Annotated in this window: 12 protein-coding genes; 7 read left to right on the top strand and 5 right to left on the bottom strand. The window is 71.7% G+C overall.

The window, feature by feature from the left end; translation table 11 throughout:
* Nucleotides 1–146: 146 nt before the first annotated feature.
* Together ABEA24_RS15900 and ABEA24_RS15895 are read left to right on the top strand one after the other, a co-directional pair.
* Complete coding sequence (locus ABEA24_RS15900; protein WP_345431596.1) at nucleotides 147–998, top strand: DegV family protein; 852 nt, start codon at nucleotides 147–149, stop codon at nucleotides 996–998.
* A 253-nt stretch (nucleotides 999–1,251) separates the two neighbouring features.
* Nucleotides 1,252–1,632: a YbaB/EbfC family nucleoid-associated protein gene (locus ABEA24_RS15895; protein ID WP_345431595.1), complete on the top strand. Its 381-nt coding sequence runs from the start codon at nucleotides 1,252–1,254 to the stop codon at nucleotides 1,630–1,632.
* 54 nt (nucleotides 1,633–1,686) lie between these two features.
* Here the strand turns inward: ABEA24_RS15895 and ABEA24_RS15890 are convergent, their stop codons facing one another.
* Nucleotides 1,687–2,373, bottom strand: a complete 687-nt coding sequence (locus ABEA24_RS15890; protein ID WP_345431594.1) for a hypothetical protein — start codon at nucleotides 2,371–2,373, stop codon at nucleotides 1,687–1,689.
* A gap of 33 nt (nucleotides 2,374–2,406) precedes the next feature.
* A complete protein-coding gene (locus ABEA24_RS15885) occupies nucleotides 2,407–3,672 on the bottom strand; it encodes a hypothetical protein (protein ID WP_345431593.1) in 1,266 nt (421 codons plus the stop codon).
* Nucleotides 3,673–3,960: 288 nt separating this feature from the next.
* Here ABEA24_RS15885 and ABEA24_RS15880 point away from each other — a divergent pair, with 288 nt between their 5' ends.
* Both ABEA24_RS15880 and ABEA24_RS15875 read left to right on the top strand, forming a co-directional pair.
* The gene (locus ABEA24_RS15880) at nucleotides 3,961–4,752 is read left to right on the top strand and encodes a ComEA family DNA-binding protein (protein ID WP_345431592.1); all 792 of its coding nucleotides are present in this window, start codon (nucleotides 3,961–3,963) and stop codon (nucleotides 4,750–4,752) included.
* 275 nt (nucleotides 4,753–5,027) lie between these two features.
* A complete protein-coding gene (locus ABEA24_RS15875; RefSeq protein ID WP_345431591.1) occupies nucleotides 5,028–7,859 on the top strand; it encodes a ComEC/Rec2 family competence protein in 2,832 nt (943 codons plus the stop codon).
* Between the two features lie 376 nt (nucleotides 7,860–8,235).
* On the opposite strand, the gene ABEA24_RS15870 is transcribed toward ABEA24_RS15875, so the two are convergent.
* The 3 genes from ABEA24_RS15870 to ABEA24_RS15860 form a co-directional block, all read right to left on the bottom strand.
* Complete coding sequence (locus ABEA24_RS15870) at nucleotides 8,236–8,760, bottom strand: hypothetical protein (protein WP_345431590.1); 525 nt, start codon at nucleotides 8,758–8,760, stop codon at nucleotides 8,236–8,238.
* Between the two features lie 38 nt (nucleotides 8,761–8,798).
* Complete coding sequence (locus tag ABEA24_RS15865; protein WP_345431589.1) at nucleotides 8,799–9,488, bottom strand: hypothetical protein; 690 nt, start codon at nucleotides 9,486–9,488, stop codon at nucleotides 8,799–8,801.
* A gap of 135 nt (nucleotides 9,489–9,623) precedes the next feature.
* Entirely contained in the window at nucleotides 9,624–10,646 is a 1,023-nt protein-coding gene (locus tag ABEA24_RS15860) for an LLM class flavin-dependent oxidoreductase (protein WP_345431588.1), read from the bottom strand.
* A gap of 118 nt (nucleotides 10,647–10,764) precedes the next feature.
* Here ABEA24_RS15860 and ABEA24_RS15855 point away from each other — a divergent pair, with 118 nt between their 5' ends.
* From ABEA24_RS15855 to ABEA24_RS15845, 3 genes are all read left to right on the top strand, one after another.
* Nucleotides 10,765–11,253 (top strand): nitroreductase family deazaflavin-dependent oxidoreductase, encoded by a 489-nt coding sequence (locus ABEA24_RS15855; RefSeq protein WP_345431587.1) that lies wholly within the window; start codon nucleotides 10,765–10,767, stop codon nucleotides 11,251–11,253.
* 45 nt (nucleotides 11,254–11,298) lie between these two features.
* Entirely contained in the window at nucleotides 11,299–12,258 is a 960-nt protein-coding gene (gene holA, locus ABEA24_RS15850; protein ID WP_345431586.1) for a DNA polymerase III subunit delta, read from the top strand.
* Between the two features lie 115 nt (nucleotides 12,259–12,373).
* Nucleotides 12,374–12,880, top strand: coding sequence for a hypothetical protein (locus tag ABEA24_RS15845; RefSeq protein ID WP_345431585.1), 507 nt, complete (start codon nucleotides 12,374–12,376; stop codon nucleotides 12,878–12,880).
* Nucleotides 12,881–13,098 lie beyond the last annotated feature (218 nt).

Genomic DNA, 13,098 nt, shown 5'->3' with positions numbered 1-13,098 from the left:
TCGGCCTCCCGGCATGCGGCCACACCGCGAATGAGTCGCCGACGCGCCGCCGTGTTCGCCGAGACCCGGCTGCATGCCCTGGCGACGGTGACGCGCGGCCGTCCAGGTTCAGCCGCTTATGTCGCTTACCGCCCTACACTCCCGGTATGACAGCAGCGGTCGCGGTCGTCACTGATTCCACCGCTTACCTCCCTGACGAACTGGTCGCGGCGCACGGCGTCACCGTCGTGCCGTTGCAGGTCGGAGTCGGCGGGGAGACGTTCGAGGAGGGCCTGGGCCGTACGGCCGCGGAGGTCGCCCACGGGTTCCGCGACTGGCGGCCCGTCACGACGTCCCGGCCGTCGCCGGAGAGCTTCGCGGACGCCTTCCGCAAGGCGGCCGAGTCCGGGGCCTCCGGGGTGGTGTCCGTCCACCTGTCCGCGGAGATGTCGGGAACCGTCGAGTCGGCCCGGCTGGCCGCCAAGGAGGCGCCGATCCCGGTTCGCGTGGTGGACAGCCGATCGCTCGGCATGGGGCTCGGCTTCTCCGTTCTGGCAGCCGCCCGGGCGGCGATCGCCGGCGGCGACCTCGACGCCGTGGCCGATGCAGCGGTACGCCGGATCCGGGCGACCCGCTCGCTGTTCTACGTCGACACGCTCGAGCATCTGCGCCGGGGCGGCCGGATCGGCGCGGCGGCGACCCTCCTGGGCTCCGCACTGATGATCAAGCCGCTGCTGCGCATCGCCGACGGGCGCATCGCGCCGCTCGAGAAGGTCCGCACCACCTCGCGAGCCCTCGCCAGGCTGGAGGAGCTGGCCGTCGAACTCGCCGGCGATCGGCCCGTCGACGCCGCCGTCCAGCACCTGGCCGCGCCCGTACGGGCCGCCGCCCTCGCCGGCCACCTGCGCGAACGCATCCCGCAACTGCACGACCTGTACGTCGGAGAGGTCGGGCCGGTCATCGGCGCGCATGTCGGCCCGGGAATGCTCGGCGTGGTCGTGTCCCGCCGGGAGCAGTGAGCCGCCGCCGGCGCGACGGAGTCGTTCGGGCGGCTTGTGCGCGGCCTTCCGCGCGGCCAGTACGGTGAAATGCGGTCAGGGTGGCAGCGGATCTGACGCTTGCCGGGCCTGACGGCGTCGGGTTTTGTGGAGTCCGGGCGACGTTTAGGGCGATAATCAGCACTCGGCGCGAATACGGAGGGAACGCGTGGAGGGCTTCGGGGCTTTCGCGAATATCGATGTCGACAAGCTGCTCAGCGGGGCGCAGGAAAGGATGTCACGCGTTCAGGAGATGAACGAGCGGCTGGCCGACCTCGTCGGGCAGGCCGAGGCGGCCGAGGGGCGCATCAAGGCGACGTACACCATGTCCGGAGGGCTGACCGGTCTCGAGATCGATCCACGGGCCCTGCGCATGGGATCCAAGGACCTCGCGGACACCATCAGGTCGACGGTCCAGGAGGCCGCACAGGATCTGCAGCGTCAGGTCGCGGAGGCCATGGGCGAAGTCTTCGGAGAGAAGGACAATCCGATGAAGCTCGCCGGTGACCAGGACGCCGCCGTGGCCAAGGCCAAGGAGGCACAGGCCGCCTACGACCGTACGATGAAGGACGTCATGGGCGAGCTCGACGCCGTCCGCAAACGCCTCGGCCTGTGAGCATCGACCCGGCGCCGGGAGGGACGACCGCCCGGCGCCGGGTCTCGCCGGAGATCAGGTGGTCGTTGGCATCTGCACGTTCGGGGACGTCGGCATGAGGGTCGCCTGCTGGAAGTTGACCGGGCCCTGCCCCGTCGGGTCCATCGCCTTGTGCTGGGAGTACATGTAGACCCCCATGCCGGCGCCGATGATGCCGGCGATCGATATCAGGGCGGTCTTCAGGCTGACGCAGGAGGCGGACAGGATGGTGTCGCAGACCCCGGCGACGGCGTTGCCCGCGGCTTCCAACGCGGCCCCACCGACGATGGTCCACGCGGTCGCCAGGATGCTGGTCGCCCACACCGCGAGGAGCGTCCCGATGGCGAAGGCGAGCACCGCGAACGCGAAGAACGCGTATCCGGCGATCTTCAACATCCCGCCGACGTCATCGGTGAACTGATTGACCTTCGCCAGCTCCCCTTTGTACTTGATCAGCGCCGCATCGAACGCCTCACGGCCGCCCTCCTGCCACTTGTCCAGAGGCACCCCCTTGGCCAACTCCTCCAACTTCGTGCCGACCTGCTGGAGCTGACTCGCGGTCGTCTTCCAGTCGGTGCCCGCGTTGTCCATCTGGCCGGGGTCGGAGTACGCCAGGCCCATCTCGACGACCGCGGGATAGGCTCCAGGGATCACGCACGCGGCGTACATCGTCTCCGCGATGGCCGCCATGCACATCCACTTGCCCGCTTCCAACATGCTCATGTTGTCGCTCCCCTCATGTGACCGAACCGGCCGTCACTGCTGCGGCTGGACGGTGCTGGCGTCCTCGCCCTGCTGCCACGTCTGGGCGTTCGTGCCGAGCGTCTTCTGCCAGTTCGTGAGCATGGACCGGCCCTGCTGCACGTAGTTGGTCGCGCTGTCCCGTACGGAGTTGTGCGCCATGTTCAGCGGAAAACCGAGCACGCCGAACGCCGGCCAGCTCACGCTGATGTTGGACGCCTTCTCATGAGCGGTGTCCATCGTCCCGCCGGCCTGTTGGTCGATGTCGTCGCCGAGCTTCTTGATCGCCTGAGGATCGCCGTTGCGCTGCCCGCCGCCCGCACGTTTCGGCGGCTGTTGAGTGGTCGGGTAACCGCCCCCACCCCCTGAAGGGCCACCGCCACCCGAGGGGCCACCGCCCCCGGACGGACTGCCGCCTCCGGACGGGCTGCCGCCCCCGGCCGACGGCGTCTTCGGCGAGGAGGCCTTGTCGCCGTCCTTGCCTTTGCCGTCCTGACCCTTCCCGTCCTTGCCGTTCGGGTCGGCTCCGGCTCCTTTGCCCTGACCGTCCTTTGACGTACCGTCACCCGGCTTGGCCTTGTCGACCTTGACCTTCACGTCTCCGTGCTTTCCGCGCGAGACGTCGATCGTGACGTGCTTGCCCGGATCGACGTGGACGCGGATGTCATGCGGGTTGTGCGGGCCCTTGCGGACCAGGACGTCGAGGCTGCCGTCGGGGTTCTTGGTGGTGACGACCTGCGGTGCGTGCTTCCCGAATCCGTGCTCGGAGATGTTCGCTTCGGCGGCATGAGGGCCATCGCCCTTGACATGCTGCGGGTGCTGGTCCTGTCCCGTGCCGGGGGAGTGACCGGCATGGCCGTTCTCCGGGGATGCCGGCGTGGACGTGTTGCCGTGAGGCTGTTCGGCTCCCAGCAGGCCGTCGCCCTGCTGGCCGTGGCCTTTGTCGGACCCGTCACCGTGCTGCCCGGAGCCGCCCGTGTCCGAACCGGTGGCGGAGTGCGAGATCTTCGCCGACCCGTCGGCCAGGACATCGACGTTCAGACCGTCGTCACCGGCCGCGACCTCATGCCCGTCGACGAACACCTGCGCGTCGGAGTCGGACGGCAGCTGACCCTTTCCGGCGTCCGTTCCGGTCGGAACCGTGTATCGGTCGGGCGCCGTGGTGTTCTGGATGCCCCCGCTCTGCGAGGTGGCCGAGGAGGGATCCGCGGATCCGATGAAAGGGCTCGCCGTCTGATCGGATGAGCCGTTCAACAGCATGTCGATGCGGTTCTCACTCATGGGACTCCGATTGTCGGGCAAATGCTGCACACGCCGGAATTAGACCACAGGATAAGACACCCGGTTCCGGAGCCGACGAGTTCTTCATGACTCATGATCCGGGGGCCGTCAACGGCATCGATCATCCGTCGCCTGATGACGTCCGCCCGGCTCCATGTCGGTGGGGGCCGGTCGTCGCGCACGTCGGCCCGGTACGCATGGGGCCGTCCTCGTGCCACGCGTGGAGAGTTATCCACAGTCCGCATCGAAGCGGTCGCGTCGGGTCATCGCTCCGTTAGCGTCGAGCTCATGTCCAGCCCCGATGCCACCGCGTTCGACCGACTTCGTGACGTCTTCCGTCCGCCGCAGTCGTTCGGGCCCGACGACGCGGGCCCGCAACCGCCGGGAGCGGCGTTACGGGCCTCGCCCCGGGACCCCGGGAGACGGGCGCGGCTCGACCCGGGCGCCCCGGGGATCCGGGTGCTGGCCGTCGTCGGTCTTGTGGCGGCGCTCGTGGCGGGTGCGTACCTTTGGTGGTCGCGTCCGGAGCCCCGACCGGCCCCACCGGTCGTCGTCAGTCCCGCCGCGCATCGGGCCGCCCCGGTGGACGCGTCGGCGCCGAGCCCCGCCATGCCGACCACGACCGCCGCGCCCGTCTCCTCCCCGTCACCGGTGCTGGTCGACGTCGCCGGGAAGGTGCGGCACCCGGGAGTGGTGAGCCTGCCGGCCGGCGCCCGGGTGATCGACGCGATCAAGGCGGCCGGCGGGCCCCTGCCCGGTGCCCGGACAGGGATGCTCAACCTCGCCCGCCGCGTCGTGGACGGTGAGCAGGTCCTCGTGGGCGTCGACGCCACCCCCGCGCCCGCCGTGCCACCGGTCGCACCGTCGGGTCCGACGCTGCCCGCCGGCACGCCGCTCGACCTGAACACCGCCGGCGCCGCCCAGCTCGACCAACTGCCCGGCGTCGGTCCCGTGTTGGCCCAGCGCATCGTCGACTACCGCACGCGGCACGGCCCGTTTCGTTCGGTCGACGAGCTGCGTCAGGTGTCCGGCATCGGCGCCGCCAAGTTCGACGACCTCAAAGCGCTGGTGACCGTGTGAGCGCCACCCCGCCACGCGACTCACCGCCCTTTCCGAACCGCGACCGCCGGCAACGCCCGCCGCGGACGACGGGGTGCCGCTGACGGGTGGCGGGGCGTCGGCGATTGGCGGGTCGGCCGAGGGCCGCGCGTCGGGGAAACGGCGAAGGGGGCGAGAGCCAGGTGCTGGGGGAACGGAGAGGGGGTGAGAGCCGGGTGTCGGGCAACGGTGGGACGGTCGGGGGCGTGCCGCCGGTGGCCGGCGGGATGCCGGCGAGCGGCGGAGCGATTGGGGATGTGCCGCTGGCTGGTGGCGGGGATGAGGCCGAGGGCGGGCCGCGGGCCGGTGGCGGGGAGGGCGCCGAAGGCGGGCCGGCGACGGACGGCGGTCACGACCTGCGGCTGGCCGCCCCGGCGGCCGGTGCCTGGCTGGCGGCCCTCCTCCTACTTGGGACCGACGCCGCCGTGGCGTATGCGACCGCCGCGGTCGCCGTCCTCGGAGCGGTGCTCCTGGCGACCCGCTCGGCCCGAGACCAGTCCCCCCACGTCGCGAGCCTCTTGGCCAGGACCCGGTTGGCCAGGGTCCGCTCTATCGGGGGCGGGTCGATCGTGGGCCGGTCGGTCAGGGATCTGTCGGCCGACGATCCGGGGGTCAGGGGCCTGTCGGTCAACGACCTGGGGGTCAGGGATCTGTCGCCCAACGACCTGGAGGCCGGCGAGCGGTCGGCCAATGACCTGGGGGCCGGGGGCCTGTCGGCGGGGGATCGGCGGTCCGGGGCCGGTGCGATCGAGGACCGTGGGGTCGCGGGGCGGCGGGTCTTGGAGTGGTCGGCCGCCGATGGGCCCGCCGATGAGTGTCCGGCCGCCGATCGGTCCGCGGCGGGAGCGCCGACCGCCACCGGGTGTGCCACCGTGGGGCCTCCCGCCGCGGGGTGGCCGGCCGGGGGCCGCGTTGTCTCCCGGCGGGTCATGGTGGGCGTACTGGCCTGCGTGGCGGCGTCGGCGGCGGGGGTGGGGTTCCGGCTGACCGCGGTGGGGTCCGGGCCGGTTCGGGCCTTGGCGGTGAGGGAGGCCACGGTGACCCTCGGCGCGGTGGTGACCGGTGACCCGGTGGTGTCGGTGAAGGCAGGGTCGGCGCGTCGGCGCACGACCGTTCTGGTGCCGGTCCGGGTGGAGGAGGTGGAGCGACGGCGGGTCCGGGTGCCCGTCCTCCTGCTCGCGAGCGACGAGGCGTGGAAACCGTTGGTGCCGAGCCAGCACGTCCGCCTCGCCGCGAGGCTCGTCGTCCCGCGCAGTGGTGAGCTGCTCGCGGCCGTCGGTCTGGTCCGCGGGCCGCCGACGGTCGTCGGTGGGCCGTCGCTTCCGCAGCGGTGGGCGAGCGTCATCCGATCACGGCTGCGGGCGGCGGTGGGTCGGCTTCCGGCCGACCAGCGCGGCGTCCTGCCCGGCCTGGTGGACGGTGACACGTCGCTTCTCGATCCCGAGCTCACCGACGCGTTCGAGAAGGCCGGGCTCACGCATCTCATGGCGGTCAGCGGTGAGAATCTCTCCCTGCTGATCGGTGCCGTCCTGTTGGTGGGCCGCCTCACGGGGCTGGGCCGCCGGACCCTTCCGCTGCTCGCCGGGGCGACGGTCTTCGGGTTCGTCCTCGTCGCGCGACCGTCGCCGAGCGTTCTTCGCGCGGCCGTCATGGGCTCCGTCGCCCTGCTCGCCGTCGTGACCGGCCGGGAGCGCCGTGGGGTTCCGGCGCTCTGCGCGGCCGTCATCGCGCTGGTCCTGCTCGATCCGGGGCTCGCCCGTTCGTACGGCTTCGCGCTGTCGGCGCTGGCGACCGCCGGCATTCTCGTGTTCGGGCCTCCGTGGCGGCGGTGCCTGGCCCGGCGGCTGCCCGGGAGCGTGCCCGGGCGTGTCCCTCGCCGCGTGGCCGCCATGGTGGCGGAGCCGCTGGCGGTGTCCGCCGCGGCGCATGTTGCCTGCGCCCCGGTGCTCGTCCTGCTCGACGGAGAGGTGAGCCTCGTCGCCGTGCCGGCCAATCTCCTGGCCGCTCCGGCGGTGGGGCCGGCGACTCTGCTCGGTGTGCTGGCCGCCGCCGTCGCGCCGATGTCCCTGTCCATCGCCCGGGTGATCGTCGTACCGGCCGGGCTGGCGGTCGGCTGGATCGCCGGCGTCGCACGGGTGTGCGCCCGCGCGCCGTACGCCGCGGTCGCCTGGCCGGCCGGGCCCGTCGGGGCGGCGCTGCTGGCGGTGGTGTTCATCGTCGGCGCGCTCACCCTGCGCCGGCCGGGGGTGCGTAGGGTCGCCGCCGCCGCGATGGCCGGGGTCGCCGTCGTGGCCCTGATCGTCCACGTCTGGGCGCCTGGCTGGCCGCCACGCGGCTGGCAGTTCGTGGCCTGCGACGTCGGCCAAGGCGATGGGCTCGTGCTGGCGGCGGGGCCCGGCCGGGCGGTGGTCGTCGACACCGGGCCCGACCCCCGGCCGATCGACCGCTGCCTGAGCGACCTTCGGATCCGCGCCGTGCCGCTGCTCGTGCTGACCCACCCGCACGCCGACCACGTGGACGGCGTGCGCGGCGTGCTGCGTGGGCGCGTGGTCGGCGAGACCGTGATCAGCCCGGACAGCGAGGGGGAGGAGCGTCGTCTGCTCGTCGGGAGGCGGGTCCGCCCGGCGGGCATCGGTGACGTCTGGACGGTCGGGCCGCTGACGCTCGGCGTCATCGGCCCCCTGACCACCCTGCGCGTGTCGACCCGCGACCCCGGAACGCAGGTCAACGACGCCAGCGTGGTGCTCCTGGCCCGCTGGCCCGGCCTGAGCGCACTCCTCTGCGGCGACGTCGAGACCGAAGCGCAGCGACGACTCCTCGCCGCCGGGACGCCCCACGCCGACATTCTGAAGGTGCCGCATCACGGATCTTCTCACCAGGACCCTGACTTCCTGGCCGCCACGCACGCGCGCATCGCCGTCACGTCGGTCGGGGTGGACAACGACTACGGTCATCCGGCGCCCGCGACGATGGCCCTGCTGGCCCGTCTCGGTCTGCGGAGCTATCGCACGGATCGCGACGGCGACATCGCCGTCATCGGCTCCCGCGACGGCCCCACGGTCGTCACCCGGCGGCCGAGATCCGGATGACGAGATCCGGATGACGAGATCACGCGGCTGATGTCCTGCCATGCGAGGTGCGTGGGGCCGTTCCCGAAGGGCCGGGCGCCACCGTCCGACCGACGCCGATCGGCGTGCACATCAACAGCGTCGGCATCACCGATTCGCCTGTGGCCGACGCCGCCGAGCCGGCTGCGGTCGGCGCCGGCGAGTCGCCTGTGGTCGGCACTGACGAGGCGGCTGCGGTGCGCGCCGGCGAGTCGCCTGTGGTCGGCACCGACGGGGCGGCTGCGGCCGGCGCGGCGAGGCGCCGGTGGCCGAGACCGGCGACTCGCCTGTGGTCAGCGCCGGCGAGGCGGCTGCGGGGCAGCGCCAGTGAGTCGCCTGGGCGGCGGGGCGGGGGCCGTCAGAGCGTCTTGTTGATCGCCCAGAGGTCGTGCGCGTCGTAGTTCCGCGGGAAGGAGTTGCCGTCGATCATGCAGGACTTGCTGCTCTTCCGGTGGCCGAGGTCTCCGGTGTGGCCCACCTCGTGGCAGCCGAGGCTCTCCCACGCGCTCGTCGAGCGGGACCCCATTTCGCTCTGGTTGAAATGGATGCTGAACGATCCGCACTTCGGCCCGCTACGGACCTCGCACCGTGTCTGGCCGAACCAGCCGGTCTTCCCGTACTTCCCGTCGAAGAAGTGGATGTCGCCGCTTCCCCATTTCGTCTTGATCTTGCTGCGCTCCAGCTGCTGCTTGCCGTGCTTCATCGCGGCCGTGCCCTTAGCGGTCAGGCTGTGCCCTTGGAATTCCTGGGTCGAGCTGTCCGGGAGTCCCGTACCCTTGAACTGGTGGTCCGCATAAGACACCGGAGCTCCGAACACCGCGATAACGGCCGTGCAGCCGGCGATGGCCGCGATGCGCGCCGAAGAGATTCGCATAATCGTCATGCGCCTTCCGTGAGGATCGACTGAGGTCTTGGCGTTCGCTATTGAGAAGGCACCGGGACGGCGCGGAGGCGGCCCGCGCGGTAGTCGGCGGAGGCCTTTCGCAAGGAGGCGCGGAAGGCGGTCTCCGACTGCCTCTCGACCGCTTCGTGAACGGGACTGTCCTCCGCTGCGGTCGGGCTCAGCCGAGAGCCCTTGACCGACACTCGGCCCTGCGTGCTGACCAGCCGGAACCGCCCCTCGTCGATCCTCCGGAGGAAGTAGTAGTTCTCGTCTCCGGCGTTGCTCCAGGTGACGCCCTCGATCTGGAAGCCGTGCCCGCGGTCGTCCCAGCCCCACTCGTCGAGCGTCACCGTGGCCGGCGTGGTGCCGGTCTTGTTGAGGAAGACCTGCTCGATCTTGATCGCGACGTCCCGTACGCGCTGCCCGTCCATGCCGCTGCTGCCGATGTGCCGGCCAGGCGTGATCTGGGTGACCCGGCCGCGGATCACCAGGTCCGATGAAGCGGTCATCGTCGGAACGTCGTCGTATGCCTCGACCTCTTTGACGGCCGCGACCTCCCGCGGCTTGGCGTCGAGTTTCACGGCGGCGACATTCTTCGATCCCTGGTCGGCGCGCGCGGGTGCGTCCGCCGATGACGTCTTGGCCGGGGACGAGCAGGCGGCCAGTGACGATATGGCGGCGATGACGAGAAGTGGGCTCAGGCGCTGGCCGGAGCTTTTGAATTTCACCAGGAAGACCTTTCGACGTGCGCGATTCTCGTGATGCGCGGCCGGATCAGACGGCCATTATGTTCGTCGGTCTTTATGTGGTGAAGAGACCGGGGGCCTAATCGGATTAGGCCCCCGGTCCCGGGTGACGCTGCGTCAGACGGCGACCGGACCCTGCGATCCACCGGTGCCGAGGACCTCCTTGACCAGCTCGTACGAGCGCAGTCGCGCGGCCGGATCACCGACGTTCGTGGAGATCATCAGTTCGTCCGGGCGGGTGCGGTCCAGCAGTTCGAGGAGTCCCTTGCGTACCGTCTCCGGGCCGCCGATCACGTGCGACTCGGTGATGGCGCCGATGGCCTCGCGTTCCTGAGGCGTGTACGGGTGGGCCAGTGCCTCCTCCGGCGTCGGCAGCAGACCCGGCCTCCCGGCCCGCAGGCGCAGCATGGACAGGCCCATCGGGGCGGCCAGCCGTTCCGCCTCCTCGTCCGTCTCGGCGCAGACGACGGCGGCGGTCACCATGACACGCGGGTGGGAGAGCGACTCGGACGGCTGGAACGTCGAGCGGTACAGCTCCAGTGCGGGCTCGGTGAACCGCGCGCTGAAATGGTGGGCGAACGCGAACGGCAGCCCGAGCGCACCCGCGAGCTGCGCGCTGTAGCCGCTCGAGCCGAGCAGCCAGATCTCCGGCGGGTTCTCGCCCGCGGGCACCGCCCGGATCCCGAGGGAGGATCCGGCGAGGAACGCCCTCAGCTCCGCCAGGTGCCGCGGGAAGTCCTCGACGTCCAGGCCGGCGGTCCGCCGCAGCGCGTACGCGGTGGCCTGGTCGGTGCCGGGCGCCCGGCCGATGCCGAGGTCGATGCGCCCGGGGTGCAGTGCTTCGAGCATGCCGAACTGCTCGGCCACGACCAGAGGCGCGTGGTTGGGCAGCATCACCCCGCCCGACCCGACCCGAAGGGTCGACGTCGCCTCCGCCAGGTGCGCGATCAGCACGGGAGGCGAGGAGCTCGCGATGCCCGGCATGTTGTGGTGTTCGGCCACCCACAGGCGGTGGTAGCCCAGCCGTTCGACCGCCTGGGCCAGGTCGATGCTGGCCCGTAGCGCGGCGCCGGGCGTGGTCTGCGTGCTCACGGGCACGAGGTCGAGCACGGACAGGCGTAGGTCATCTAGTTCGAGCACATTCGAACAACCTGCCGTGGAATCCGGAGATTCCCGGCTGTAGGCCGGATCACAGACCCGTTGCGCGGACTCGGACCCGCCGATGGCTCACGCGCCGTGATCACGGCATCATTGGACAATGCCCCGAGGAGTCTCCAGTGTCCCCCGGCCGCGCGGGTTCCTGCTCCGTGTCGTGCGCACGCCCCTGTGGTTCTACCACCGGAATCTCGGCTTCCTGCTGGGGAAGAGGTTCCTCTACCTAGCGCACCAGGGGCGGCTGAGCGGGCTGCGCCGCGAGACCGTGCTGGAGGTCGTGAAGCTCGACCACGAGGCCGGCGAGGTCATCGTGTTCTCCGGGTGGGGTAACCGCGCCGACTGGGTGAAGAACCTCCGGGCGGGTCGCGCCCTCGAGATCCGCATCGGGCACCTCCGCCTCCTCGAGCCGGAGCACCGCTTCCTGTCCGACGAGGAGCGCCGGGCCGTGCTCGTCGAGTACAAGGAGGTCCATCCGCTGACCTGGTGGACCCTCGCCCGGCTGATGGGGCTGCCCGGGGACCCGAAGAACGACGACATCGGCGACATGCGCGCCGTCGCCTTCCGCCCGAGCAGCTGGGACGTCCGGGACTGACGGCCATGGGCGGTACGGGGTGCCGCGACATGGCATGCTGCTTGCGTGTCTTCGGAACGTCTCACCTTGGTCGTCGGCGACGAGGAGCTGCTCGTCGACCGGGCGATCGGCGACGTCGTCGCCGCGGCCCGCGCCCGGGAGTCCGACGTCGAGGTCCACGAGCTGACCCCGGCCACCCTGGCGCCGGGCGCCCTGGCCGAGCTGACGTCGCCCTCGTTGTTCGGCGGCGGGCGCGTCGTCGTCCTCCGTTCGGCCCAGGACTTCGGCAAGGACCTGGCCGCCGAGATCGGCCGGTACGCCGCGAACCCGGCCGACGACATCGACCTGGTCGTCGTGCACGCGGGCGGGGCCAAGGGCAAGGCGCTGCTCGACACGCTCACCAAGGCGGGCGCCCGTAAGGTCACCTGCCAGAAGATCACAAGGCCCGGCGACCGCGTGAGCTTCGTCCGCGCCGAGGTTCGCCGGGCCGGCGGCAGCATCGGAGAGGACGCCGCCCGTACCCTCCTCGACGCGGTCGGCACGGATCTACGGGAGCTGGCCAGCGCGTGCAGTCAGCTCGTCGCCGACACCGGCGGCAGGATCACCGACGAGGCCGTCGCCCGCTACCACCGGGGACGTGCTGAGGTCAGCGGATTCACGGTGGCCGACCGGGCGGTGGAGGGGAAGCTCGCCGAGGCACTCGAGCAGCTCCGCTGGGCGCTGGCCACCGGCGTCGCGCCCGTGCTGATCACGAGTGCGCTCGCCCAAGGGGTGCGCTCCCTCGCCAAGGTCGGCGGCGCGCCGCGCGGCCTGCGCGGGGCCGGACTGGCCAAGGAGCTCGGCATGCCACCCTGGAAGGTCGACCGGGTGCGTGCGCAGCTTCGCGGATGGGAGCCGACCGGGGTGGCTCGGGCCCTGCAGGTGGTCGCCGAGACCGACGCGCAGGTCAAGGGCGGCGGCGCCGATCCGGCGTACGCGCTGGAGAAGGCCGTCGCCCAGATCGTCGCCGCCCGCGCGGGCCGCTGACCGCCCGCCGCGAGGCAGCCGGCCGACGATGAATCCGTCGCCCACCCGCCGCGAGGCGGCCGCCCGGCGATAAATCCGTTTCGCGTCGCCCGTCCCGTACCGCACTCTGATCCTTATGAACACGATCAGAGAGCCACGGCTCGGCGTCGACTTCGGCCGGGTCATCCAGGGAGGTGCGGCCGAACCCGGAGAAGAGGACACCGTCTTCCTGAGCGGCGGGCACGAGGAGGCGATGCGCACTCCGCCCACGCCCGGCGCGTTCGACGTGCTGCCCAGGCTCGTCGCGGGGTTCGGCGGACGGGCATGGGTGATCTCCAAGTGCGGGGAACGCGTCCAGCGGCGCACCCTGGACTGGCTCGACCACAACGACTTCTACCGGCGTACCGGGGTCCCACGCGGCAACGTGCGGTTCTGCCGCAAACGCGCGGACAAGGCCGTGCACTGCGCCGAACTCCGCATCACCCACATGATCGACGACCGGCTCGGCGTGCACAACGCGCTGCGGGGCCTGGTGCCGCACCTTTACCTGTTCGGCCCGCAGGACGCCTCGCCTCCGGACTGGGTCGAGGCCACGCTGACCTGGGCCGACGTCGAGCGGGCGATGACAGCGACGCACCCGTGACCACGTCCGGCGACGAGCCGGACACCGCCGCCCGGAGGGATCGCGCACGGCCAGGGGCCGATCGAGCGAGGCATCGGCGGGAGGTCGTACGCGGCTGCGGGTCCGGGGCACCGAGGAGAGTGGGCTGCCCGGGAGGCGGTACGCGGGCGGGGGCGAGTGCCGCGGTCCCGGCGCGTCGGCGGAGCAGGGGCCGCCAGGAAGGGCGAGCGTGGACCTGA

Origin of the sequence: Actinoallomurus vinaceus, from assembly GCF_039542055.1 — a bacterium.
GTDB lineage: Bacteria > Actinomycetota > Actinomycetes > Streptosporangiales > Streptosporangiaceae > Actinoallomurus > Actinoallomurus vinaceus.
The sequence above is the reverse complement of the archived record's forward strand: the minus strand, read 5'-3'. Positions and strand labels throughout refer to the sequence as shown.

What these genes read in the sequence shown, in the direction of transcription:
- ABEA24_RS15890 (WP_345431594.1), bottom strand. Translation starts at nt 2,373, where the DNA reads ATGAGCATGTTGGAAGCGGGCAAGTGGATGTGCATGGCGGCCATCGCG.
- ABEA24_RS15885 (WP_345431593.1), bottom strand. Translation starts at nt 3,672, where the DNA reads ATGAGTGAGAACCGCATCGACATGCTGTTGAACGGCTCATCCGATCAG.
- ABEA24_RS15895 (WP_345431595.1), top strand. Translation starts at nt 1,252, where the DNA reads ATGTCACGCGTTCAGGAGATGAACGAGCGGCTGGCCGACCTCGTCGGG.
- ABEA24_RS15845 (WP_345431585.1), top strand. Translation starts at nt 12,374, where the DNA reads ATGAACACGATCAGAGAGCCACGGCTCGGCGTCGACTTCGGCCGGGTC.
- ABEA24_RS15870 (WP_345431590.1), bottom strand. Translation starts at nt 8,760, where the DNA reads ATGACGATTATGCGAATCTCTTCGGCGCGCATCGCGGCCATCGCCGGC.
- ABEA24_RS15900 (WP_345431596.1), top strand. Translation starts at nt 147, where the DNA reads ATGACAGCAGCGGTCGCGGTCGTCACTGATTCCACCGCTTACCTCCCT.
- ABEA24_RS15855 (WP_345431587.1), top strand. Translation starts at nt 10,765, where the DNA reads ATGCCCCGAGGAGTCTCCAGTGTCCCCCGGCCGCGCGGGTTCCTGCTC.
- ABEA24_RS15880 (WP_345431592.1), top strand. Translation starts at nt 3,961, where the DNA reads ATGTCCAGCCCCGATGCCACCGCGTTCGACCGACTTCGTGACGTCTTC.